The 21,255-nt window shown below is 65.3% G+C and carries 24 protein-coding genes and 1 tRNA gene; 13 read left to right on the forward strand and 12 right to left on the reverse strand.

Features of this window, described 5'->3' with window-relative positions; translation table 11 throughout:
- Positions 1-3 precede the first annotated feature (3 nt).
- The 6 genes from hadC to rplA all read left to right on the forward strand — a co-directional run bounded on the left by hadC (position 4) and on the right by rplA (position 3,458).
- Positions 4-543 (forward strand): (3R)-hydroxyacyl-ACP dehydratase subunit HadC, encoded by a 540-nt coding sequence (hadC, locus tag AB4Z42_RS02955; RefSeq protein ID WP_442007607.1) that lies wholly within the window; start codon positions 4-6, stop codon positions 541-543.
- 152 nt (positions 544-695) lie between these two features.
- Positions 696-768: transfer RNA gene (locus AB4Z42_RS02960), tRNA-Trp, on the forward strand.
- A gap of 81 nt (positions 769-849) precedes the next feature.
- Positions 850-1,275 (forward strand): preprotein translocase subunit SecE, encoded by a 426-nt coding sequence (secE, locus tag AB4Z42_RS02965; RefSeq protein WP_442007608.1) that lies wholly within the window; start codon positions 850-852, stop codon positions 1,273-1,275.
- Between the two features lie 53 nt (positions 1,276-1,328).
- Positions 1,329-2,189 carry a transcription termination/antitermination protein NusG gene (gene nusG / locus AB4Z42_RS02970; RefSeq protein WP_442007609.1) on the forward strand — a complete coding sequence of 287 codons (861 nt, stop codon included), beginning with the start codon at positions 1,329-1,331 and terminating at the stop codon, positions 2,187-2,189.
- Between the two features lie 34 nt (positions 2,190-2,223).
- Positions 2,224-2,652 carry a 50S ribosomal protein L11 gene (rplK, locus tag AB4Z42_RS02975; RefSeq protein WP_442007610.1) on the forward strand — a complete coding sequence of 143 codons (429 nt, stop codon included), beginning with the start codon at positions 2,224-2,226 and terminating at the stop codon, positions 2,650-2,652.
- A 98-nt stretch (positions 2,653-2,750) separates the two neighbouring features.
- Positions 2,751-3,458: a 50S ribosomal protein L1 gene (rplA, locus tag AB4Z42_RS02980; protein ID WP_442007611.1), complete on the forward strand. Its 708-nt coding sequence runs from the start codon at positions 2,751-2,753 to the stop codon at positions 3,456-3,458.
- On the opposite strand, the gene AB4Z42_RS02985 is transcribed toward rplA, so the two are convergent.
- From AB4Z42_RS02985 to AB4Z42_RS03000, 4 genes are all read right to left on the reverse strand, one after another.
- Positions 3,459-6,203, reverse strand: a complete 2,745-nt coding sequence (locus AB4Z42_RS02985; RefSeq protein WP_442007612.1) for an AAA family ATPase — start codon at positions 6,201-6,203, stop codon at positions 3,459-3,461.
- A gap of 70 nt (positions 6,204-6,273) precedes the next feature.
- Positions 6,274-6,570: a hypothetical protein gene (locus tag AB4Z42_RS02990; RefSeq protein WP_442007613.1), complete on the reverse strand. Its 297-nt coding sequence runs from the start codon at positions 6,568-6,570 to the stop codon at positions 6,274-6,276.
- Between the two features lie 46 nt (positions 6,571-6,616).
- Complete coding sequence (locus AB4Z42_RS02995; protein WP_442007614.1) at positions 6,617-7,864, reverse strand: RNA polymerase sigma factor; 1,248 nt, start codon at positions 7,862-7,864, stop codon at positions 6,617-6,619.
- A 10-nt stretch (positions 7,865-7,874) separates the two neighbouring features.
- Positions 7,875-8,576, reverse strand: coding sequence for a YciI family protein (locus AB4Z42_RS03000; protein WP_442007615.1), 702 nt, complete (start codon positions 8,574-8,576; stop codon positions 7,875-7,877).
- A gap of 153 nt (positions 8,577-8,729) precedes the next feature.
- Here AB4Z42_RS03000 and AB4Z42_RS03005 point away from each other — a divergent pair, with 153 nt between their 5' ends.
- Entirely contained in the window at positions 8,730-10,457 is a 1,728-nt protein-coding gene (locus AB4Z42_RS03005) for a PE-PPE domain-containing protein (RefSeq protein ID WP_442007616.1), read from the forward strand.
- Positions 10,458-10,464: 7 nt separating this feature from the next.
- On the opposite strand, the gene AB4Z42_RS03010 is transcribed toward AB4Z42_RS03005, so the two are convergent.
- The 4 genes from AB4Z42_RS03010 to AB4Z42_RS03025 all read right to left on the reverse strand — a co-directional run bounded on the left by AB4Z42_RS03010 (position 10,465) and on the right by AB4Z42_RS03025 (position 14,701).
- On the reverse strand, positions 10,465-11,361 hold the full coding sequence (locus AB4Z42_RS03010) for a cyclopropane mycolic acid synthase family methyltransferase (RefSeq protein WP_442007617.1): 897 nt from the start codon (positions 11,359-11,361) through the stop codon (positions 10,465-10,467).
- A gap of 79 nt (positions 11,362-11,440) precedes the next feature.
- Complete coding sequence (locus AB4Z42_RS03015) at positions 11,441-12,310, reverse strand: cyclopropane mycolic acid synthase family methyltransferase (protein WP_442007618.1); 870 nt, start codon at positions 12,308-12,310, stop codon at positions 11,441-11,443.
- Positions 12,311-12,450: 140 nt separating this feature from the next.
- Positions 12,451-13,353, reverse strand: coding sequence for an alpha/beta fold hydrolase (locus AB4Z42_RS03020; protein ID WP_442007619.1), 903 nt, complete (start codon positions 13,351-13,353; stop codon positions 12,451-12,453).
- A gap of 1 nt (position 13,354) precedes the next feature.
- Positions 13,355-14,701, reverse strand: coding sequence for an ABC1 kinase family protein (locus AB4Z42_RS03025; RefSeq protein ID WP_442007620.1), 1,347 nt, complete (start codon positions 14,699-14,701; stop codon positions 13,355-13,357).
- A 201-nt stretch (positions 14,702-14,902) separates the two neighbouring features.
- On the opposite strand from AB4Z42_RS03025, the gene AB4Z42_RS03030 reads away from it, so the two are divergent.
- Entirely contained in the window at positions 14,903-15,196 is a 294-nt protein-coding gene (locus AB4Z42_RS03030) for a hypothetical protein (RefSeq protein ID WP_442007621.1), read from the forward strand.
- A gap of 22 nt (positions 15,197-15,218) precedes the next feature.
- On the opposite strand, the gene AB4Z42_RS03035 is transcribed toward AB4Z42_RS03030, so the two are convergent.
- Entirely contained in the window at positions 15,219-16,208 is a 990-nt protein-coding gene (locus AB4Z42_RS03035) for an oxygenase MpaB family protein (RefSeq protein ID WP_442007622.1), read from the reverse strand.
- Between the two features lie 95 nt (positions 16,209-16,303).
- Between AB4Z42_RS03035 and AB4Z42_RS03040 the strand changes: the two genes are divergently transcribed.
- The 3 genes from AB4Z42_RS03040 to AB4Z42_RS03050 all read left to right on the forward strand — a co-directional run bounded on the left by AB4Z42_RS03040 (position 16,304) and on the right by AB4Z42_RS03050 (position 17,944).
- Positions 16,304-16,900: a TetR/AcrR family transcriptional regulator gene (locus AB4Z42_RS03040; protein ID WP_442007623.1), complete on the forward strand. Its 597-nt coding sequence runs from the start codon at positions 16,304-16,306 to the stop codon at positions 16,898-16,900.
- Between the two features lie 27 nt (positions 16,901-16,927).
- The gene (locus AB4Z42_RS03045) at positions 16,928-17,347 is read left to right on the forward strand and encodes a DUF6319 family protein (protein ID WP_442007624.1); all 420 of its coding nucleotides are present in this window, start codon (positions 16,928-16,930) and stop codon (positions 17,345-17,347) included.
- Between the two features lie 237 nt (positions 17,348-17,584).
- Entirely contained in the window at positions 17,585-17,944 is a 360-nt protein-coding gene (locus AB4Z42_RS03050) for a hypothetical protein (protein WP_442007625.1), read from the forward strand.
- On the opposite strand, the gene AB4Z42_RS03055 is transcribed toward AB4Z42_RS03050, so the two are convergent.
- Genes AB4Z42_RS03055 through AB4Z42_RS03065 form a run of 3 tightly spaced genes read right to left on the reverse strand, consistent with a single transcriptional unit; the run spans position 17,941 to position 19,994 of the window.
- On the reverse strand, positions 17,941-18,846 hold the full coding sequence (locus tag AB4Z42_RS03055) for an alpha/beta fold hydrolase (RefSeq protein WP_442007626.1): 906 nt from the start codon (positions 18,844-18,846) through the stop codon (positions 17,941-17,943). The two genes, AB4Z42_RS03050 and AB4Z42_RS03055, sit on opposite strands and share 4 nt — an antisense overlap.
- Before the next feature lie 2 nt (positions 18,847-18,848).
- Complete coding sequence (locus tag AB4Z42_RS03060; protein ID WP_442007627.1) at positions 18,849-19,454, reverse strand: DinB family protein; 606 nt, start codon at positions 19,452-19,454, stop codon at positions 18,849-18,851.
- A 3-nt stretch (positions 19,455-19,457) separates the two neighbouring features.
- Positions 19,458-19,994 carry a DinB family protein gene (locus AB4Z42_RS03065; RefSeq protein ID WP_442007628.1) on the reverse strand — a complete coding sequence of 179 codons (537 nt, stop codon included), beginning with the start codon at positions 19,992-19,994 and terminating at the stop codon, positions 19,458-19,460.
- A 62-nt stretch (positions 19,995-20,056) separates the two neighbouring features.
- On the opposite strand from AB4Z42_RS03065, the gene AB4Z42_RS03070 reads away from it, so the two are divergent.
- Both AB4Z42_RS03070 and AB4Z42_RS03075 read left to right on the forward strand, forming a co-directional pair.
- Positions 20,057-21,046 (forward strand): helix-turn-helix transcriptional regulator, encoded by a 990-nt coding sequence (locus tag AB4Z42_RS03070; protein WP_442007629.1) that lies wholly within the window; start codon positions 20,057-20,059, stop codon positions 21,044-21,046.
- A complete protein-coding gene (locus AB4Z42_RS03075; RefSeq protein ID WP_442007630.1) occupies positions 21,043-21,255 on the forward strand; it encodes a hypothetical protein in 213 nt (70 codons plus the stop codon). Before AB4Z42_RS03070 ends, AB4Z42_RS03075 begins: the two co-directional genes overlap by 4 nt.

Raw genomic sequence — 21,255 nt, forward strand, 5'->3', positions numbered from 1 at the left:
CCGATGGCCCTGAAGACTGACATCCGGGGGATGGTCTGGAAGTACCCCGACACGTTCGTCGTGGGCCGCGAACAGGTGCGCCAGTACGCAAACGCGGTCAAGGCCCTCGACCCGACCACACACGATGAGGCGGCCGCCGCCGAAGCCGGTCACGGCGGCCTGGTTGCACCGCTGACTTTCATGTCGATCTTCGCGGTGATGATCCAGCGGCATTTCTTCCAGCACGTCGACGTAGGCCTGGAGACGCTGCAGATCGTCCAGGTCGACCAGAAGTTCAAGTTCTACCGGCCGATCAAGGAGGGTGACCGGCTGACCGGAAAGATGTGCGTCGAGTCGGTCGACGAGCGGTTTGGCGCGGATATTGTCACCACCCGCAACGTGCTGACCGACCTAGACGGCAAGGTCGTGATGGAGGCGTTCACTACGCTGATGGGGCACGAGGGCGACAACTCGATCTCGGCGCAATGGGATCCCGAGTCGGGGCAGGTCGTCCGCACCGCCGTGGGTGATGACGTCAGCCCGAACAGCCACGAGGCGGATTAGTACCTTCCGCGGGTGGCGCGCTACACTCGCAACTCGGGGTTTTCCCAGTCCAGCGCGCTGTCCGTCGGTTTTAGATCGACCGAACGGGGAGCGCGTGGTTTGTGTGAGCCCCGGAAACCGGGTGGCTCTGCTCGCCGGCAGTGCCATCCTGAAGGGGCGTAGCTCAACTGGCAGAGCAGCGGTCTCCAAAACCGCAGGTTGCAGGTTCAAGTCCTGTCGCCCCTGCTCGAACTGAATACTCGACAAACGTGGACACTGGATGGTGTCCCACAGAAGACCAGACGATCAGAACAAGGAAGGCATGCGGTGAGCGACGAACGTGATCGTGACGGCTCCGCAGGAGCCGACGACACCGACGACGTCAGCAGCGCGGTCGTAACCCGGCCTGCTCGCCCCAGCGGCAAGCGATCGCGGGCCGTGGCGACCGGCGAGGGCGCCAGCGGCGCTGTCGACCTTGAGACCGGCACTGAAGCCGCCCCGACCAAGAACGGCTCGGGCACCGCGAAGAAGGTCGCGAAGAAGGGCGCCGACGGCCCCTCCCGCAACCCGATCGCCTTCGTGTGGAACTACCTGAAGCAGGTCGTCGCCGAGCTGCGCAAGGTGATCTGGCCGAACCGCAAGCAGATGATCAGCTACACCACCGTGGTGCTCGTCTTCCTGGCGTTCATGGTCGCGCTGATCGGCGGGGTCGATCTCGGCGTGGGCAAGCTCATCATGTTGGTGTTCGGCTGACGTGGGCCCACGCCCGAAGGGCAGGGGACGAAGTATTGAGAGAGGATTGACTAGTGACTTCCTTCGAGGGCGATACGCCTTCGGCTGTGTCCGATGCGCTCGCAGAGGCAGCGGACCCAGCGACCGTGATTGCAGACGAGGCAGCCGAGCATCTGGAGGACAGCACAGCTGCTGAAGCCGTCCAGGACGCGGCGCCCGCCGACGAGGCTGCCGAAGCGCCTGCGGACGACGATGTCGCCGCCGGGGCGGCTCCGGACGACGCCGCCCCCGAGGCTGTGGAAGATGAGGACGAGGACCCGGCGGTCGCGCTGAAGAAGGATCTGCGGCTGCGCCCCGGCGACTGGTACGTGATCCACAGCTACGCCGGCTACGAGAACAAGGTGAAGGCCAACCTCGAGACCCGCGTGCAGAACCTCGACGTCGGCGACTACATCTTCCAGGTCGAGGTGCCGACCGAAGAGGTCACCGAGATCAAGAACGGCCAGCGCAAGCAGGTCAACCGCAAGGTGCTGCCCGGTTACATCCTGGTCCGGATGGAACTCAACGACGAGTCGTGGGGCGCGGTGCGCAACACCCCCGGCGTGACCGGCTTCGTCGGTGCGACGTCGCGACCGTCGCCACTGTCGCTGGACGACGTGGTGAAGTTCCTGCTGCCGCCCGCCGCGGCCAAGAAGCCCGGCAAGGCCGCTTCGACGTCCGCCGCGTCTTCTGAGACCGGCGGAATTGAACGGCCCGTCATCCTCGTTGATTACGAGGTCGGCGAGTCCGTCACCGTCATGGACGGCCCGTTCGCGACGCTGCCCGCGTCGATCAGCGAGGTCAACGCCGAACAGCAGAAGCTCAAGGTGCTGGTGTCCATCTTCGGTCGCGAGACACCCGTCGAACTGACCTTCAACCAGGTCGCCAAGATCTAAAGACAAGCAAGAAAGAAAAGGAAACCGAACACTCATGGCCCCGAAGAAGAAAGTTGTCGGGCTGATCAAGCTCCAGATCCAGGCCGGGCAGGCCAACCCCGCCCCGCCCGTGGGTCCGGCGCTGGGCCAGCACGGCGTCAACATCATGGAGTTCTGCAAGGCGTACAACGCCGCGACGGAAAGCCAGCGCGGCAACGTCATCCCCGTGGAGATCACCGTCTACGAGGATCGCAGCTTCACGTTCGCCCTGAAGACCCCGCCCGCCGCCAAGCTGCTGCTGAAGGCCGCAGGCGTGCAGAAGGGTTCCGGCACGCCGCACACCACCAAGGTCGCCAAGGTGACCTGGGACCAGGTGCGCGAGATCGCCGAGACCAAGAAGGAAGACCTGAACGCCAACGACATCGATGCGGCGTCCAAGATCATCGCCGGGACGGCCCGGTCGATGGGGATCACGGTCGTATAGTTTCGGCCGATCCAGTGGGAGGGCCAGCTACGGCCCGACTAGATGGACGCTCTTCGCGAGCGCTCATCGCACCACAACTCATCAACTAGGAGACACCAATGAGCAAGAACAGCAAGGCATATCGCGAAGCCGCGGAGAAGATCGACAAGGACAACCTGTACTCCCCGATCGAAGCCGTCCGGCTCGCCAAGGACACGTCGTCGAAGAAGCAGGACGCGACCGTCGAGGTCGCCATCCGGCTGGGCGTCGACCCGCGTAAGGCCGACCAGCTGGTGCGTGGCACCGTCAACCTGCCCAACGGCACCGGCAAGACCGCGCGCGTCGTGGTGTTCGCGGTCGGCGACAAGGCCGAGGCGGCGCTGGCCGCAGGCGCCGACGAGGTGGGCAGCGACGATCTGATCGAGAAGATTCAGGGCGGCTTCCTGGACTTCGACGCCGCGATCGCGACGCCGGACCAGATGGCCAAGGTCGGCAAGATCGCCCGCGTGCTCGGCCCGCGTGGCCTGATGCCGAACCCCAAGACCGGCACCGTCACCCCGGACGTCGCGAAGGCCGTGTCCGACATCAAGGGCGGCAAGATCAACTTCCGCGTCGACAAGCAGGCCAACGTGCACTTCGTGATCGGCAAGGCATCCTTCGACGAGAAGCAGCTGGCCGAGAACTACGGCGCTGCGCTCGATGAGATCCTGCGTGCCAAGCCGTCGTCGTCGAAGGGGCGCTACCTGAAGAAGGTCGTCGTGTCGACGACGACCGGACCCGGAATCCCCGTCGACCCGGCGGTCACCCGCAACTTCACCGAGGCGTAGTCACTCGCCCATCAGGCGGCCGAGTTCGGCCCGCGACTTGATACCGAGCTTGCGGTAGACGCGGGCCAGGTTCGATTCGACGGTCTTCGGGCTGATGAACAATGCGGCGGCGACATCGCGAGTCGTCATCCCCGACGCAGCGAGTTCGGCGACGCGTTGCTCGGACGGTGTCAGCCCGAGCCCTCGGGCCTGCGCACCGCTGGAGCGGTTGAGTTCGGCACGGGCTCGCTGCGCCCACAGGCGTGAACCCAGCTGATCGAAGGTGGCGGCAGCGTCGCGCAGCATGGCGCGTGCGTTCTCCTTCTTGCGTTGTCGACGCTGGAGTTGACCAAGGAGCAGGAGAGTGCGGGCACGTTCGAACGGCATCGGCAGCCGCTCGTGGTGGACCAGCGCCACTTCGGCCAAGCCGACAGCGCCCGCGACATCCCCTTGTGCGGCAAGCCACATGCTGCGGCACCGCGCCCCGACGGCGAGCATCCACGGCCGGTCGAGAAAGCGGCCGTTGGCCTCGATCGCATCGATCATCGCGTCGGCATCGGTGTGACGACCCAGCGACACCAGCGCCTCGACAGCGTCGGGAACGTAACCCGATGTCACGATCTCGGTACCCGGTACCTGATCGAATCTCACGATCAGCGGCTCCAGAGCGACGAGCGCCTCGGCATGGTTGCCGAGCGAGAGTTCCAGGAATCCCAGGCTCATCGACGCCCAGTCGGCCAGTCGGGGCGAGCCGCACCGCTGCGCGAGTTCGATGGCGGCGACTGCGGCCGTGCGGGTTTCGGCTTCACGCCCGGTGTGGGCACCGACCACCGCCTGCACCGTCATCGCCAAGATCCGCAGGTGATCACCGCCGAGTTGCTGTGCCCGCTCGACCGTCTCAACCGCGACCGACGCCGCGTCGGCGTACCTGCCGAGCCAGACATCGTTCAGCGTGGTGTAGTACGCGACGAAGATCAGATCGGATTCGGCGCCGCGATCCATGCATCGTCGGCGAACCGCCGACATCCGCTCTGCGGACTCGTCGAGCCGTCCCGTCCATGAGAGCAGCACGGCATAGGTTGCGCTGGCGCGCAACGTGATCGGCGCATCGCTGTCGGGATCCTCGAGGGTACTCGCGCGGCGCAGAGCCGATTCGTCGAACCCGTTGCCGCACATGCTCGTCACCATCGCCCGCATGGACAGCACCTGGCTCGTCAGATCCGGATCGTCGATGTGCTCGGCGAGGATCACGGCACGTTCGGAGTGCCGCATGGCGTGTACGAACTCGCCCGCATTGAGCTGCGCGAAGGACAGCAGCAGCATGGTGCGCACGCGCACCTCGAGTTGCTCCGCGGCGTTGTCGAGAGCCTCTTTGAGCATGTCGACCGCTGTGGCGAAGCTATTGAGGTGAATCTGCATACCTGCCAACAAGTTCAGCGCTCTGGCTCGATCCAGGCCACGTGGCACCGTGTCGACGACCCTGTGCAGCAGGGCGGAGGCGTGGGCCAGGTCGCCAGCGTGCATGTGGTGGGCGGCGGCGTGAATTCGGCGCTCCGGGGTGTCTCCGCCGAGGCCGATCGCGAGTTCGACCAGTTCGGCGGCGGCGGCAGGAGCGCCACGGTCGGACGCCGCGGCCGCGGCCACGTCGAGGGACCTCAGCGTCGTCGGGTCTGCGCTCGAGGCGGCCAACGCCATGTGTCTGGCCCTCAGCTCGGGCAGCATCACCGTTTCCGACAGCCCCCGGTGCATCGCACGTCGCGCACCGGGGGTCGCGTCCGTGTACACGCTTCGCGCCAGGAGGGGATGCGAAAACCGCGCGACATCACCGTCGAAGGTGATGATTCCTTTGGCCGCAGGCTCTTCGAACAATTCGGTGGTGCGCTCGACGCTCATACGGGTTACCTGCGCGAGGAGCTCGACGGTGGGGTTCGACGCGCACGCCACGGCCAGGAGCAGATGCTGGATCTCGGGGTCCAGACGTCCGATCCGCATCCGCATCAACTCGGCCAGCGTTGCCGGCAGCACCGCTCCCGAGCTGCCCGCGTCGATCGCGCGCGCCAGCTCCAGTGCGTAGAACGGATTGCCCGCCGATATCTCCGCGATCCGCACCATCGTCGGGCGCGGGAACGATCGCCCGAGTCGCGATGAGACCAGCGCGTGCAGGCCGCCGAGGCTCAGCGGGCCGACATGGATGCGCCCGATGCCGTCGGGGCTCGTCAGCTGCAGCCAGTCCGCTGCGCCTGCTCCCTCGTGCTCGGTGCGTTCGGTGATCAGCAGTCCGACACGGCCCGTGAACCGGCGGGCCGCGACTGCCAGCACCGCTTGGCTGGACGGGTCCAGCCACTGCACATCGTCGATTGCCAGCAGGACCGGCGCCCGCGCCGAGAGGCGGTCGACGATCGAGGCGAAGGCTGCCGCGACCACACCTTCGTCGGTCGAGGGCCCTTCGGCGGTGGCGCGCAGCAGCACACGGTCGACGGAGATCCGTTGCACGTCAGGCAATTCGGCCAGCACGAGGGGGTCGACGCCGCCAAGGAGGTCGGCCAGAGCGGCGTAGGTGAGCACCGTTTCGGCCTGCCCCGCACGCGCCGACAACACCGTGAAACCGCGCTCCTGCGCCTCGGTGACACCGGCGAGCCAGAGAGTGGTCTTGCCGATGCCCGCCGCGCCCTCGATGACGAGTCCCGACGGGTGGCGGTCCGCGGCGAGCAGGAATTCCGAGACCGCCCGAAACTCAGCCGGACGCTCGATATCCCCGGAAGCCATACCCCGATCCCCCTGCCTAAAGGCAAATCGAGGATATCTCGATGCCGTCCTGACGGCATCGTCGCGCTAGCTAGGGATGGCCCTGGCGTATCCGTGTGCCGATGTCGTCGGACAGACGTTGGTGCGGCGCTCCGGCCTCCGTGCACGTCCTCGACACGATGTCTCGGGATTGAGCGCAGATCACGGCGTAGAGGACTTCGTCCGTCGGCACCGACAGCGTGACGAGCAGCCGGACGGGTGTGCCTTCGTCGGTCACGATGGCGGCGGCGGCATCGAGGCGCGCGACGAGATCGTCGACGAGTTGCTCGCTGAGCTCCGGCAGGTACCACTCGGCGAGATAGCACGTCGGTTCGGCAACGGCCTCCATATGACGACCGTATCGGCGAATAACGCACAAGGAATCGGGGGTTTCCCTATCGATGCGGTGCCGACGCATCAATGTTGTCCCCGCATTCGTCGAAGCGTCGGCGCAGGAACTGTCGTGCCGGGTTCGAGCCCGCGCGGTCCAGCGCCCGCAGGTACCAGTGCTGCGCCTCGACGTACCGGCCCGCGCGGCGAAGCAGATCGGCGCGGATCGACGCGACGGTGTTCGACCGGGCCAGTCTCGGATCGTCGGCAACCTCGTCCAACACGCTCAGGCCTGCGTCGAATCCGTCGCGGAATCCGACCGCCAGAGCGCGGTTCGCCCTGGCGACGGGTGAGTCGGTGATGGCGATCAACCTGTCGTATGCGAGGCAGATCGTGCCCCAGTCGGTGTCCTCCCATCGCGGGGCGGTCGCGTGCATCGCCGCGATCACGGCCTGCGGCAGGTACGGGCCCGTCGCACCCGCAGCATCCCGAAGGCGGTCCAGCCCGCGGGTGATACGGGAGCGGTCCCAGAGGCGACGATCCTGTTCGTCGAGCGGTACGAGTGCACCGTCGGCGTCGACACGGGTCTGCCGCCGTGAGTCGTGCAGGAGCATCAGCGCGGTCAGTGCGTGTCCGTCGTGCGCGTCGGGCATCAACGAACACACCTCGCCCGCGAGACGGACCGCCTCGTCGCACAACTCGTCGCGGATGGCCGACGGTCCGGCCGTCGACCAGTAGCCCTCGGTGAAGACGGAATAGATGCAGGCGAGCACGTGCGGTGTGCGCTCGGGAAGCAATTCGGGCGGCGGCACCCGTAACGGGATGTTGGCGTGCCGAATCTTGTTCTTGGCCCGAGTGATTCGCTGACCCACTGCCGTCTCGGACTGCAGTAGTGCCCTTGCGATCTCGGCGACCGTGAGCCCGGAGATCAGCCGCAGCGTCAGGGCCAGCTGCGACGGCGAGTCCAGTGCCGGATGCGCACAGGTGAACATCATCCGCAGTTCGTCGTCACGGATCCGGTGCGGCACACCCTGCCGATTGGTGCGGGCTGTTATGTCGTCGAGCACCGCGGCGAGTTCCTTTCCGGGTCTTGCAGATTCGCGACGCAGCCGATCGAGTGCACGGTTACGCGCGGACGTCACTATCCATCCGCCGGGATTGGCGGGCACGCCATCGCGGGGCCAGGTCCGAAGAGCGTCGGCGAACGCCTCCTGGACGGCGTCCTCGGCGACGGTGAGGTCGCCGGACCATCGCGCCAATGCCGCGACTGCCGGGCCCCATTCGCGCCGAAAGACGCCGTCCAGACTGGTCATTCGGCGGCCGCTACAGGCCGGAAACGCCTATGAGCTGGCGAATCTCCACAGTCGTCGCGGGGATCATCGAGGCGATCTTGATGGCCTCGTCGCGGTCGGCCACGTCGAGGATGTAGTAGCCGTTGGCCACCTCGGCGCCCTCGATGTACGGGCCGTCGGTCAGCAGCACCTCGCCGTCACGCACGCGCACCGTTGTCGCTGTGGTGGGCGGATGCAGGGGAGCGCCGCCGTTGGTGCGGTCCCCGGCTGCCTCGCCGAACTTCTGATGCGCCGCGATCCCGGCATCCCATTCCGGCGTGCCCGGCGTGACGGCGCCGGCCGCCGGCTCGAGCAGCAGCGCGATCCAGTTGTTGTTGAGTGGTTTGGTCGGCGGCGAGTGATGCACCATCGGCCATACCTCGACTGCGCCGTACTTGGCGGCGGGGATGTCGCGCGCCAGGGCCAGCGCCTCGTCGAGGTTCTCGGCCTCGAACACGTAGTAGCCGCCGGCCACCTCGGCACTTTCGGCGAACGGGCCGTCGGTCACGATCGGCGCGTCGGGGCCTCCGGTGATCCGTAGGCCGGTCGCCGACGGGGTGAGCGCGTCGCCGCCGCGAATCGCCGACGCCGCTTTGGCGTGGAAGGCCCCGTACGCCGCCATCTCAGCGGCCGCCGCCTCGGGGGCGGGCGGGTCGGCGGACTCGGGTCCTAGCAACAGGGCGAAGTAGTACATGGTGTCACCTTTCGATGCGAGCAGAACCCTGTGTTCCACTCTCTACCAGGTCGACGAACGGCGCCGCGGAAATCCGACACCACATGCGACACACCTTTGGGGCAAATTTTCAATTCCATGGATCCGGGCGGTGCGTTATGTGATTGTTGACACATGCGTAAGGCCGGTCGGGTTGTTGTTCTGTTCCTCTTGAGCTTGGTCAGCACGGCCGTGCTCACCGCCGCCACGGTGGTGCTATCGGCCGTCAGCCTGGCGGCCACCGTGCTGATCGTGCCGGGCACGGGCACTCCGGACGCAAACGGCATCAGCGGGTACATGACGAACTTCCGCAACTACTACATGCAGACGCCTTGTAGTACCGCCCCCGGCGGTTGTCCGGATAACGGCTTGGTCGGGGTCAACTATCCCGCGTCGTTCTGGCCGATCCCGCTGCCTGGTTGGTGTCCAAACCTGTCGTGTGACACGTTCAACGTGTCGGTGGCGAAGGGGGTGCAAAACCTTGAAACCGACGCACAGAACCTCGGTGCTCAACCGTATTTGATTGCCGGCTACTCGCAGGGCGCTCGGGTGGCCAGCATCGCGAAGATGCGGTACGTCAACGGTGAGTGGGCGGGCCAGACGCCGGAAGCGTTCGTCTTCATCGGCAACCCCAACCGTCCGAACGGTGGCCTGCTTTCGCGGTTGGGCTTCATCCCCTACATCCCTATTCTCAACATCACGACGGGCCAGCCCACGCCCACGAACAGTGATGTCCCCACCGAAGACTGGGCGATCCGGTGGGAGGGCATCGCCGACTGGCCGACATACATTTTGAACCCGTTGGCGGTGGTCAACTCGCTCCTCGGCTTCTATTACGACCACGGCACCTACCTGGCGTTCAACGCGAAGAGCGATCCGGGGGAGACTCCTGCCGGATACACGCTAGACGAGTGGCGCGAGCTGACTGCGAACCCTGGGCTGTACCCCGACAACGTCAACATTCAGCAGTACGGCGACACCACTTACTACACCGTCACGCCAAAGACACTGCCGCTCGTGCGGCCACTGCACCTCATTCCGTTGATCGGCAAGCCGATCGCAGACCTCTTCGAGCCCGTTTTGCGCGTGCTCATCGAAGAGACCGGGTACGCCCGCTGGCTTCCGTTCGGCGCGCCCATCGGGACCGGGCTGATCCCGATCTTCAATCCGATTACGCTCTTCCTCAAGCTGATCCCGGCAGTTTTCGTGGGTATCAACAACTTCCTCGCGAATTTCGGATTGACGACGGCGATCCCGCTGACGCCGAATATTCCGGTACCCGCACCGGTGGCTCCGGTGGTTTCGTCGCTCGACGAACAACAGCAGCCCGAGGACAACGCAGACGATTCGTCCGCGGCACGGATGTCACTGGTGCAGGACAACGGCGCCCAAGAGGAGGGCGGCACCGAAGGCGAAGAGAATCAGTTGCTCGCCCAGGGCGAGACCGAGGGCGACCTGACGGTGTCTGAGGGAACCGTGCCCGAGGGAACCGTGCCAGAGGGGACTATGCCCGAGGGAACCGTGCCTGAGGGGACCCTGCTGCCCGAGCAGACGCCGATCGAAGAGACGCCCATCGAGCCGATGGAGGGTCAGAACGGCGAGCACGAGAACGAAGCCAATCAGGGCCACGAGATCGTGGGAGTGCTCAACAAGGACCCCGAAGAGAATAAAGATCCCGTAGACAACAGGGTCGACGCCAACGGCGGCAGCGTGTCGTTGAACTTCTCGCCGAACAAGCCGGCCGAGGGCCCGACGGGTGGCGGCGAGGGCCCGTCTCAGCTGGATCCCGTCGCTGAACCGCAACCCGCCGCAGATGCAGAAGGCGCCGAAGGTTCGGAAGATCCCGCCCAGGCCGCTGCCTGACGGCAGCCTAGGCCGCGGCGCCCGGCTTCAGGTACGTGACCAGGCTGACATCGATGGATTCGTCGATGAAGTAATACTGCGCGCCCAGCAGATACCGCATGTACCGGTGGTAGTTCTCTTCGTCGGTGGCCGCGATCGCCGCTTCCTTGTCGCGCTCGAGCCGGTCGGCCCAGATGCCGAGAGTCTTGATGTAGTGGTTGCGCAGGGACTTCGGCTCGGGCACCACGAAGCCGGCCTTCTCGCCGTGCTCGACCATCATCTGCGTGGTCGGGAGGCGGCCGCCCGGGAAGATCTCGGTGATGATGAATTTGACGAACCGGGCCAACTCGAACGTGAGCTTCTTACCGCGCTCGGCCAGGTCGTAGGGGTGGTAGCCGACGCTGCTCTGGACGGTCATCCGGCCGTCGTCAGGCAGGATGTCGAAGCACGTCTTGAAGAAGTCGTCATACCGCTCGAAACCGAAGTGCTCGAAGGCCTCGATCGACACGATCCGGTCGACGGGGGAGTGGAACTGCTCCCAGCCCTCCAACCGCACGTCGAACGTCCGCTTGCTGTCGAGCTTGCTCAGCAGCTGGTCGCAATACGCCTTCTGGTTCTTCGACAGCGTCAGGCCGATGACGTTGACGTCGTACTTCTCCATCGCCCGCTGCAGCGTCAGGCCCCAGCCACAGCCGACCTCGAGCAGGGTCATGCCGGGCTTCAGGTCGAGCGCATCGAGGTGCTGGTCGACGTTGGCGATCTGGGCTTCCGACAGCGTCACATTGGGGCTGGTGAAGAACGCGCAGCTGTACTTGCGGGTCGGGTCCTGAAACACGCCGAAGAAGTCGTCTGACAGGTCGTAGTGGTGCTGGATGTCCTCGAAATGAGGAGTCATATCCTTCGTGCCGGTCGAGTTGTCAGACATAAGCGCTAGTGGGCCCTTCGTAGTGTGGATCTGGTCGTACACCCTAGCGTTTGGCCCGGTTTCTTCCCTAATTCGCCACTTACTTGGCGAGTGTGAATTGGTGGACGTCGATATAGCCAGTGCGGAAGCCGTGCGCGCAGCCCGTTAGGTAGTGCATATAACGGTCGTAGACCTCTTCGGACTGCACGGCGATCGCCTCGTCCTTGTGCGCCGCGAGCGCCCCGGCCCAGGTGTCCAGAGTTCGCGCGTAGTGCAGCTGCAGCGACTGACGGCGGGTCAGCGTGAATCCGGCCGGAGTCGCATACTCCTCGACCTTCTCGATCGACGGCAGTCGCCCGCCCGGGAAGATCTCGGTGAGAATGAACTTCACAAACCGCGCCACCTCGAAGGTCAGCGGAATCTTGCGGTCGGCCATCTGCGGCAGCGTCAGCGCCGTGATGGTGTGCAGCAGCATGACGCCGTCGTCGGGAAGCACGGCGTAGGCCATGTTGAAGAAGTCGGTGTAACGGTCAAAACCGAAGTGTTCGAACGCCCCGATGCTGACGATGCGGTCAACGGGCTCGTCGAACTGCTCCCAGCCCTGCAGCCGCACCTGCTTGTCGCGCGGGCTGTCGGATTCCGCGAAAACCCTTTCCACATGAGCCTTTTGGTTCTCGCTCAGGGTCAGTCCGATGACGTTGACGTCGTAGCGCTCGATCGCTCGCATCATCGTCGAACCCCAGCCGCAACCAACGTCCAGCAGCGTCATGCCGGGCTGCAGGCCCAGCTTGCCCAGGGCCAGGTCGATCTTGGCCAGCTGCGCTTCTTCCAGCGTCATGTCATCGCGCTCGAAATAAGCACAGCTGTAGGTCTGGGTTGGGTCCAGCCACAGCCGGAAGAACTCGTCAGACAGGTCGTAATGCGCCTGGACGTCTTCGAAATGCGGTTTTAAGTTGCGTGCAGCAGCCATTGCGTCGGTGCCTTTCTTGGGCGGATCAGTAGCTCGGCCGTCGTCACCGTTGACAGCTCGCAAAGGCCCTGAAGCACTCGCCTTCGCATGCTAACGCGAATCGCAGTAGCTAACTAACTACGAGAGGGGGATCACAGCCCCTACACAGCCGCGGCGAAGTTGGTTTTCAGCTCGCCGACGATGTCGTCCCAAAGCTCGCGTGGCAACTCGTGACCCATGCCGTCGAAGAGCACAAGGCGGGCGCCCTTGATCGCGCGGGCGATAGCGCGGCCGCCGAACGGGCGCATCAGCTTGTCGGCCTTGCCGTGGATGACGACGGTTGGTGCGGTGATCTGACGGTCGTAGTGCAGGAGGCTGCCGCTGCCCATGATCGCGGCGAATTGCCTACCGATGCCTGCGGGATAGTACGAGCGGTCGTAGCCCTCGATGGCCTCGGCGCGGATGCGATCCTCCGGCGCGGGATAGCCGGGACTACCGATGATTCTGCTGACGCGAATCGCGTTCGCGATGATCGCTTCGCGGGTTGTGTCCTTCGGCCGCTGCAGAATTGCGAGCAGTTGTTTGGGCGCAGGCGGCGGCAACACCGGTTGGTTGTTGCTCGAGAAGATCACGGCAAGCGTCTTGGTGCGCACGCCATGCCGTGCGGCGAAGACCTGAGCGACCATGCCGCCCATCGACGCTCCGACGATATGGGCGGTGTCGATGTTCAGGTGGTCCAGTAGCTCGGCGGCGTCATCGGCTACGTCTTCGAGCGTGTAGGGCGCGGGGCTGCGCAGGCCGAGGAACGAGCGCACCATCCTCGGTGCCAGTGCGGCACCGGAGTGCTGTCCGGTGACTTTGGAGGACAGCCCGACGTCACGGTTGTCATAGCGGATGACGCGGAGCCCCTGATTGACAAGCTTCTCGCAGAAGTCCTTGCGCCACAACAACAGCTGCGCACCGAGTCCCATGATGAGCAGCACCGCCGGGTCGTTCGGGTCGCCCATGTCCTCGTAGTGGATATCGAGCTCACCCGACTTGGCGGTGCCGGTGCGCGTCTGCAACTCAGGCCTCGACTTCTGTGCTGTGCTCTCTACTTACCTCGACCATGAAGTTGGCGAAGTACCCCGTCAACTGCGGGTCCGACATCATCTGCCACTTCGGTGCGAGCAGCTTCATGTAGCGCTCCACGTAGAGGAACTGCTTGCCGATCAGCACCAGTTCGCGCGGCAGCTTGACGTCGTACGCGTCGGCCAGCGTCGAAAGTTGTTTACCGATCTCGGCATAACTCATGTCGCCCAACGACGAAGCAGTCAGCGGCGTCGCGAACTTCTCCAGATCCTTCGCCGCCTGGGCTTCGGGCTTCATGGTGCCGACCGCGCCCATCAGCACGACGATCTTGCCCGCCGCGGCGTGGTCTTTCTTGACCAGCAACGCGTACACCAGCTCGCGCAGCAGCCAGCGGGTGCGGGGGTCGATGCGGCCCATGATGCCGAAGTCTAGGAACACGATCTTGCCGTCGGGATCGACGAACAGATTGCCCGCGTGCAGGTCGCCGTGGAACAGCCCGTGTCGCAGCCCGCCCTCGAAAACGCTGAACAGCAAGGCTTTTACGAGATCGGTGCCGTCGAATCCGGCCTTGCGGATCGCCGCGGCGTCGTCGATGCGGACACCGGTCACCCGCTCCATGGTGAGCACCCGCGCGCTGGTCAGGTCCCAGTAGACCTGCGGCACCCGGATGTTCTCGCCCAGCGGGGAGGCGTGCATGTGGGACACCCACGCATCCATCGACTGGGCCTCGAGCCGGAAGTCCAGCTCTTCGGCGATGTTGTCGGCGAAGTCCGCGACGACGTCCTGCGCCGAGAGCCGCTGGCCGAGCTTGGCGAACTCGACCAGACGGGCGCCCCTCTTGAGGATCTGCAGGTCGGCGGCGACGCGTCGGCGGATACCGGGCCGCTGGATCTTGACGACGACCTCTTCGCCGGTGTGCAGGGTCGCATAGTGCACCTGCGCGATCGAGGCTGATGCGAACGGCTTCTCGTCGAAGGTGGCGAACAGGTTGGCCGGGTCGTCGCCGAGCTCTTCCTTGAACAGCTTGTGTACCGCATCTTGGTCGGCCGGGGGTACGGCGTCGAGCAGGCTGCGGAACTCGCGGCTCAGATGCTCGCCGAACGCGCCGGGGCTCGACGCGATGATCTGGCCGAATTTGACGTAGGTGGGTCCGAGATCGGCGAATGCCTGCGGGATCTGCTTGAGGATCTTCTGCTGCAACGATCCCTTGCCGGCGAGCTTCGTGACGACTCGCGCGCCGGTGCGGGTTATCTGCCAACCCGTCGCGCCGATGCGAGCAGCCTCGACCGGCAATGGCACCCGGCCCAACTTGGCCATCTCGCGGGGTTTAGTCGTACTCATAGGGGCCAGTGTCTCAAAATCGGCGATGAGCCGCGAAAACGTGTGGATCGGGTCACAGATCGCCTCCTGAGCACAATGCGCAAAACCTGCACATCGAGGGTTAGGCGACTAGTGCGCACAAGCGTGCCACGGCCGTCTTTCGTCCGTAACTTCGGAATCGAGAAACGCGTCTGATGACGGTAAATGGACAGGAGAATTGAGATGGCCGACAAGGAATTCCGCAACTTCATCGCTCGCTTCGCGGCGGCGACGATGGCCGCGGGCAGCATCTTCGGAGGTGCCGCGCTGGGGCTGGCGGCGGGCGCCCACGCGAGCCCGACGGTGCAGGTGCAGGCGCAGCAAGAGCGCGCTATGCACGCAAAGACCGATCCCGCTGCGCGTCGGCAGGAGGGCACGCGGATACCGCCTCGCGAATCGGCACCGCAGCGTCGTCCGGCCGCACCGGGTGAACCGCCGCAGCATCACATGCCGCAGCGAAAGGGCGGTGCGATGTGACTTCTGCCGCCGAGGTGAAGTTTCAGCTGAAGCTGAGTTCCACCTCGTTGCGTGTGCGGACTGGGTCGTCGCCGAGCACGTAGGTCGGCAGGGTGTGCGACACGGTGGTTCCGGACTTCACCCTTGCCTGCGCCTGCCGAAACTCCGGTGCGGTGCCCGCCGCGACGTGCAGACCGTTGATGATGCTCCAGACCGCGGCGCGCCGTGCCGTGCGTTGGACGATGTTGGGGTCGCGATGCGCGATCAATTCCTTGGCCCATCTCGGCATCGTGTCGCGGATGGCCCAGTCGATCGCACTGTGCGGCATCGGGAGGTTGGCGCCTGTCGACATCGCCATGCCGTGCGTGACGGCAAGCCGGGGCAGGTAGGACTTCAGGCAGTCCAGGGTGTCGGCCTTGGTGGTGGGAAGATCGGTTCCGCCGAGCGCATGTCCGACGCGCACGAACTCGCCGTAGTAGTCGTCGATCTTCTTACCGCGCAGCGGATTCGGGTGATATAGCTCGTGTGCGGTCGCGAGACCCCACACGACGGTGGCGTAATTCCAGCGCAGCCAGTCCGGGTCGTCCGCGTCATACCGCGCTCCGTCGGGCCGGACGCCCTTGATGGTGTGGTGCATTGCGCGAACCGACTGGGCGAGCCGATCGGCGGTCTCGCTCGAGCCGTATGCGGTCCCGATGAAGAACGCGACGGAGTGGCCGAGTCGCACCGAGGCGCCCTTGGGGTCGATCTCGGGGACGGCCGTTCCGTCTTTGTCGCGTTTGACCAACCGCGAATGGTGCATGCCCATCCAGTAGATCGACGGGTCCAGCCGCTCCAGGTACGCCGCGCACTGCAGGCCGAAGATCAGGGCGTGCATGTGCGAGTGCACGTGCCAAACGGCGCTGCCGGGCCCGAACCAACCGGGATCGGCAACGGGTGCCGCGAATTCCATGCCCCGGAAGAAATGCTTACGTACGTCCTGGTCGAAGCGCTGGTTCACGAACTGCCCGACCATCTGATGTGGCAGGTACACGGTGGCTCCTTCGCGGGTCTGGTCACAGCTGTAGCCAGAATACTATTTGGACACGGATGTGACCAGAGTTGGCCGACTCGGCTTACCCTGTGGTGATGTCCAGTCCGACCCGATGGGCCGGCGTGCCGCTGACCGACCGGCGCGCCGAACGGCGTGCGCGGCTGATCGACGCCGCGTTCGGCCTGTTCGGCGAGGGCGGTGAAGCCGCCGTGGCGGTGCGGTCGGTCTGTCGCGAGTGCGGGCTGAACACCCGCTACTTCTACGAGAGTTTCGCCGACACCGACGATCTGCTCGGTGCGGTCTACGACCAGGTGAGCGCACAGCTCGGGGTGCAGGTGGAGGCGGCGATCGCCGCGGCGGGCGACTCACTGCGGGATCGGACGCGGGCCGGGATCGCCGCCGTGCTCGGGTTCAGTTCGGCCGATCCACGTCGCGGCCGGATTCTGTTCACCGACGCGCGCGCCAATCCGGTGCTCGCGACACGTCGGACCGCCACGCAGGACCTGTTACGCGAGGGCGTGTTGACCGAAGGGTGGCGGCTGAACCCCGGCTCGGATGCCGTTGCCGCGCAAGTCGGTGCCGCCCTGTACACGGGCGCGATGGCCGAGCTGGCTCAACAGTGGCTGGCGGGCAACCTCGGAAGCGACCTGGACGCGGTGGTCGACTACGCAGTGCAGACGGTCCTGCGGTAGGCATCGAACATATGTTCTAATGAAGTCATGACCCTAGACACTCTGACACCAGAAGCGCGGTCCACCTATTTCGACACGCCGGACGCGGTAGTTCCGCCTGTCACAGAAGAAGACGTCACAGAAGGCCCTGTCGAGGAGAAGCCCAAGAAGGCTCCTGCCAAGAAGCCGGCAGCCAAGAAGCCGAAGACACTCGAGCTGACCCTCACCGTCACCGGTACCGCCGACGGGGAATGGCGCGCCGAACTGAAGCAGGGCACCACCTACCGGGCACGGAATCTTGCCGTCGCGGCCGCCGCCGTGTCCCGCGCCGCGAAGGAACTGCACGAAGACCTGTCCGCGCCGATCGACGAGCTGATCGAGGAGGCGCGCACCCAGCAGGCCGCCAAGGTCGCTGCCCTGGAAGCCGAACTGGAAGCCGCGCGCAGGGCGCTCGCCGAACTGGAGTGAATTGGCCGGCGTTGGTCGCGGGGGAATATGACGTAGTGCCAAGCTACGCGCGACTTTGTCGGTGATGTTGGTCTCGGCCGTAGTAGCCGAGCGACAATGTCGCGTCGAGGTTGGCACACAGTCATATTGGCCTCGGACGCGTTGGGGAAGTCTCCGCGAAGGCAGCTATCCACAGGGGGCGAGTTACGGGCGTCCGCAGGCACCCGCGCTGTCGGTGCGCAATGTCACGCTCGTGCCATGACGACATCGGGAATCCCGCAGCGAAGGGTGCTGCTGGGCATCGAGCTCCGCTACGTACTCGCGGTAAACCTCGACATCCACGGTCCGGCGTCCATTTTCGAGCTGATCGAACAGCTCGATTACCAAGGCTTTTCGATCCCTGGACGCGCATCGAAGACGGTGTCTGATGCCCTGCGTTGGGAAATGCGCCGCGGCCGGGTCCGCCGGATCCGACGCGGCGTCTACGGGCCCGGGCAGATGCCACGCTCCACTCACCAATACATCCACAAGCGAGCTGCCGCGCTCCGCGACGAAGCCGATCGAAGCATGGGTCGTGACGACGACGCCTTCTGGAAGGCAATGGCCGATCGGCCTTAGGGCGCGGCCGCGAAGTTCTCGATCAGCGTTTCGACGACGGGCCGCCAAACCGGTTCGGGCAGATCGTGTCCCATGCCGTCGACGACCACATAGCGGGCCCCGTCGATGATGCGGGCCAGGTTGCGTCCGTTGCGTGGCCGAACCATCGGATCCTCCGAGCCGTGGATGACGACGGTCGGCGCGACGATACTGCGGGTGAAGCGAATCAAACTCCCCGTGCCCAGGATCGCGTCGAACTGACGCAGCATGCCCTGCGGGTAGTCGCTGCGCGCGCGGAGGTCTTCGACACGTCGGCGCAATTGTTCAACGGGCGGAAGGAAGTTCGGGCCGTTGATGATCGAGATGTTGCGTACTTCGGCCGCTAGCCGTTCTTCCCACGGTGCGTCCTTGCCCGGCCCGCCGATAGCGAGCCTGATCACGCGCCACCGCGGCAATGCCGAGAACGCCTTGCCCGAACTGGACATGATGATGCCCAGCGAGCGCGCCCGATCCGCATGGTTGCCCGCGAGCACCTGCGCGATCATGCCTCCCATGGATGCGCCGACCACATGTGCGCGGTCGATCTGCAGATGGTCCAGCAGCGCCTTGGCGTCGTCGGCCATATCAATCAGGGTGTAGGGGACCGGGCTGGTCCGCCCGACTGCGTAGCGGGCGACCCGCCGATACACCGAGCCTTCTGCCCGGTGGCCGGCCAGCTTGGTGGAGAGGCCGATGTCGCGGTGGTCGAACCGGATCACCCGATGGCCGCGCTGGACCAGCTGCGCACAGAAGCCGTCGGGCCACATCGGCAGCTGGGCGCCGACACCCATGATGAGCAGCACAGGCGGTGCCGCGGGGTCGCCGAGATCCTCGTAATAAAGCTCGACTTCCCCGCAGACCGCCGTCCCGCTGCGCGCTTGCATACCTAACTGTTTACCGGTTCCTTGCCCCACGGGGTCAGCCACGGCGTCGGCTCCCAGTCCTCCAGGCCAGCCAGCAGTTCGTAAAGGGTTGCCCCGTCGATGGTTTCGCGGATGATGTCGGCCTGCCCGGCATGCCGCGCCAGTTCCTCGATCAAGTGGAAGAGCACCCACCGCACCGACCATGCCGGAATATCCTTGGGAAACCACGGCACGTGCTGCGGAATCGGCACCGCGGCGCCCAGGTCGACGGTCTCGATGAGCCGGATCGTCTCGGCGTTCTGCTCGTCGAATCTGGCGAGGATGCCCGCCAGTGTCTCGTCGTCGCGCATCACGAACTCGTCCTGGTAGTCCGCCGACTGCTGTTCCATCGGTCGCTTGTCGCCTTCAGTCATCTCCGGCGCGGCGGCCACCCGTGCCATCCAGCTGCGTTGGACTCCTGTGACGTGCTTGATCAGGGCGCCGATGCACAGTGCGCTGACCGTCGGCGTGGAACGGGCCTGTTCGTCGGTCAAGCCGAACGCCACCGCGTGAAACGCATGGTGCTGGGCGGCGACGTACTCGCGTAGTCCTGCTCGCTCGTCGGCAATGGGTGGGGGCATCGCTGCCATGGCTCAGTTTCCCTTCTCGTTGGTGTGCACGTATAGATCTCGGATACAAGCGATTTCGGCACCGTGGTGGATGACCTCTCGATTGATGTGCAGAACAAGGGTGGCCATCGGGTAGTCGGCGTACGGTCCTTCGGCGGGCCCGCACGGCCGCCACAGATCATCCTCGGACAACCCACCCACACCGTCGATCCAATGTCGGTACTGCTCGTCGAGCTGACGCAGGGCCGTGGCCGCATCGGTGGCGTAGGGCCAGGTCTCGTAGCTCGCTTCCGGCGCCCCGAAGTGGCTGTGGTTGCGCATCGCGAACACACCGATGATCACGTGCGCGAGTCGCCACGCGATGGTCGTGAACGGCGCGGGCTCGGGCGGCGGATAGGCGAAGTCGACGCCGCCGTCGGGATGGACGGTCCAGCAGTCCGGCACAGGCTGCCAGAAGTACTCGTAGTCGGTCAGGCCCTCGAACCGGGGCCGCAGGGAATTCGTCCAGTGGAAGTCGAGCTGCTCGACCAACTGGCTGGTGAAGGTCGTCGTCATGGTCATAGGACTACCCTCAATCACATATAGGACAGTTTCGGTCCTATAACTGCGACAGAGTCGAAAGTATGGCGGAAACGACGAGCCGGGTGCTTCAGCTGCTCGGCCTGCTCCAGTCCCGACGGGTCTGGACTGGAGAAGAGCTCGCCGAGCGGCTGGACGTGACCACGCGCAGCGTGCGCCGCGACGTCGACCGGCTGCGCGACCTGGGCTATCCGGTACACGCAAGCAAGGGCCACGGCGGCGGGTATCAGCTCGGCGCGGGCGCGGCGCTGCCTCCGCTGCTCCTCGATCCCGACGAGGCGGTAGCGATGGCCGTCTGCCTTCGGCTGGCGGCGGGTGGCACCGTCGCGGGAGTCGGTGAGTCCGCGCTGCGCGCGTTGAGCAAGCTCGATCAGGTGATGCCGGCGCGGCTGCGGTCGCAGGTGTCGGCGGTGCACGACGCCACCGTCACGCTGACTTCGCCGTCGGACGAAGCGGTCGAACCCGACGTGTTGATGACGCTGGCACGCGCCTGCCGCGACCGCGAGCACGTGAGCTCCGGATACGTCGACATTCGGGGCAATGCCACGCAAAGACGGCTGGAGCCTTATCAATTGGTGACGACTGGGCGGCGCTGGTACCTGCTGGCCTACGACCGCGACCGTCAAGACTGGCGCAGCCTGCGGCTGGACCGGATGGCCGACGTTCGCGCGCTGGGCAGCACATTCGTCAAGCGTGATGCGCCGGACGCGGCGACCTACATCCAAAAGTCGATCAGCAGCTCGCCGTACCGCTATGTCGCACGGGTCCGCTATCAGGCATCCGAACAGATTCTGGCGCAGCACTTTTCCCCGGCATCGGTGAGCATCGAGGCCGACGGGCCCGACGCCTGCATCGTCACTGCCGGCGCCGACGACCCCGAACGGATGGTGCTTTACTTCGCCACGGTCGGCTACGACTTCGAGATCCTCGAACCACCCGAGGCGATAGCAGCGGTCGACGCAATTGCCGACCGGTTGCGCCGCGCAACAGGGCTTGACTCTCTCCCTGCGGGAGACCCCATCGTCGAGGCATGACATCAGACAGACCAGACACACCCATCACGTGGAATCAGTTGCCGACGACGGTCAGGAACTACCTGACTGCGCACAGAACCAAGGATGTCGCCTCGGCGATCACCGTGTTCGCGGGCAATGCCGGGGACTTTCCGGGCGGAGCGGCGGACTCGCACTTCCGCTTCACGCTGGACGGCGCATTGCTCAGCCGACTCGTGATCGAGCCCTGA

The organism is Mycobacterium sp. 2YAF39 (genome assembly GCF_052114565.1).
GTDB lineage: Bacteria > Actinomycetota > Actinomycetes > Mycobacteriales > Mycobacteriaceae > Mycobacterium.

Coding starts and splice junctions, on each gene's coding strand:
- hadC (WP_442007607.1), top strand. CDS start 4: ATGGCCCTGAAGACTGACATCCGGGGGATGGTCTGGAAGTACCCCGAC.
- rplK (WP_442007610.1), top strand. CDS start 2,224: ATGGCCCCGAAGAAGAAAGTTGTCGGGCTGATCAAGCTCCAGATCCAG.
- rplA (WP_442007611.1), top strand. CDS start 2,751: ATGAGCAAGAACAGCAAGGCATATCGCGAAGCCGCGGAGAAGATCGAC.
- AB4Z42_RS02985 (WP_442007612.1), bottom strand. CDS start 6,203: ATGGCTTCCGGGGATATCGAGCGTCCGGCTGAGTTTCGGGCGGTCTCG.
- AB4Z42_RS02990 (WP_442007613.1), bottom strand. CDS start 6,570: ATGGAGGCCGTTGCCGAACCGACGTGCTATCTCGCCGAGTGGTACCTG.
- AB4Z42_RS02995 (WP_442007614.1), bottom strand. CDS start 7,864: ATGACCAGTCTGGACGGCGTCTTTCGGCGCGAATGGGGCCCGGCAGTC.
- AB4Z42_RS03000 (WP_442007615.1), bottom strand. CDS start 8,576: ATGTACTACTTCGCCCTGTTGCTAGGACCCGAGTCCGCCGACCCGCCC.
- AB4Z42_RS03005 (WP_442007616.1), top strand. CDS start 8,730: ATGCGTAAGGCCGGTCGGGTTGTTGTTCTGTTCCTCTTGAGCTTGGTC.
- AB4Z42_RS03010 (WP_442007617.1), bottom strand. CDS start 11,361: ATGTCTGACAACTCGACCGGCACGAAGGATATGACTCCTCATTTCGAG.
- AB4Z42_RS03015 (WP_442007618.1), bottom strand. CDS start 12,310: ATGGCTGCTGCACGCAACTTAAAACCGCATTTCGAAGACGTCCAGGCG.
- AB4Z42_RS03025 (WP_442007620.1), bottom strand. CDS start 14,701: ATGAGTACGACTAAACCCCGCGAGATGGCCAAGTTGGGCCGGGTGCCA.
- AB4Z42_RS03030 (WP_442007621.1), top strand. CDS start 14,903: ATGGCCGACAAGGAATTCCGCAACTTCATCGCTCGCTTCGCGGCGGCG.
- AB4Z42_RS03040 (WP_442007623.1), top strand. CDS start 16,304: ATGTCCAGTCCGACCCGATGGGCCGGCGTGCCGCTGACCGACCGGCGC.
- AB4Z42_RS03045 (WP_442007624.1), top strand. CDS start 16,928: ATGACCCTAGACACTCTGACACCAGAAGCGCGGTCCACCTATTTCGAC.
- AB4Z42_RS03050 (WP_442007625.1), top strand. CDS start 17,585: ATGACGACATCGGGAATCCCGCAGCGAAGGGTGCTGCTGGGCATCGAG.
- AB4Z42_RS03055 (WP_442007626.1), bottom strand. CDS start 18,846: ATGCAAGCGCGCAGCGGGACGGCGGTCTGCGGGGAAGTCGAGCTTTAT.
- AB4Z42_RS03060 (WP_442007627.1), bottom strand. CDS start 19,454: ATGGCAGCGATGCCCCCACCCATTGCCGACGAGCGAGCAGGACTACGC.
- AB4Z42_RS03065 (WP_442007628.1), bottom strand. CDS start 19,994: ATGACCATGACGACGACCTTCACCAGCCAGTTGGTCGAGCAGCTCGAC.
- AB4Z42_RS03070 (WP_442007629.1), top strand. CDS start 20,057: ATGGCGGAAACGACGAGCCGGGTGCTTCAGCTGCTCGGCCTGCTCCAG.
- AB4Z42_RS03075 (WP_442007630.1), top strand. CDS start 21,043: ATGACATCAGACAGACCAGACACACCCATCACGTGGAATCAGTTGCCG.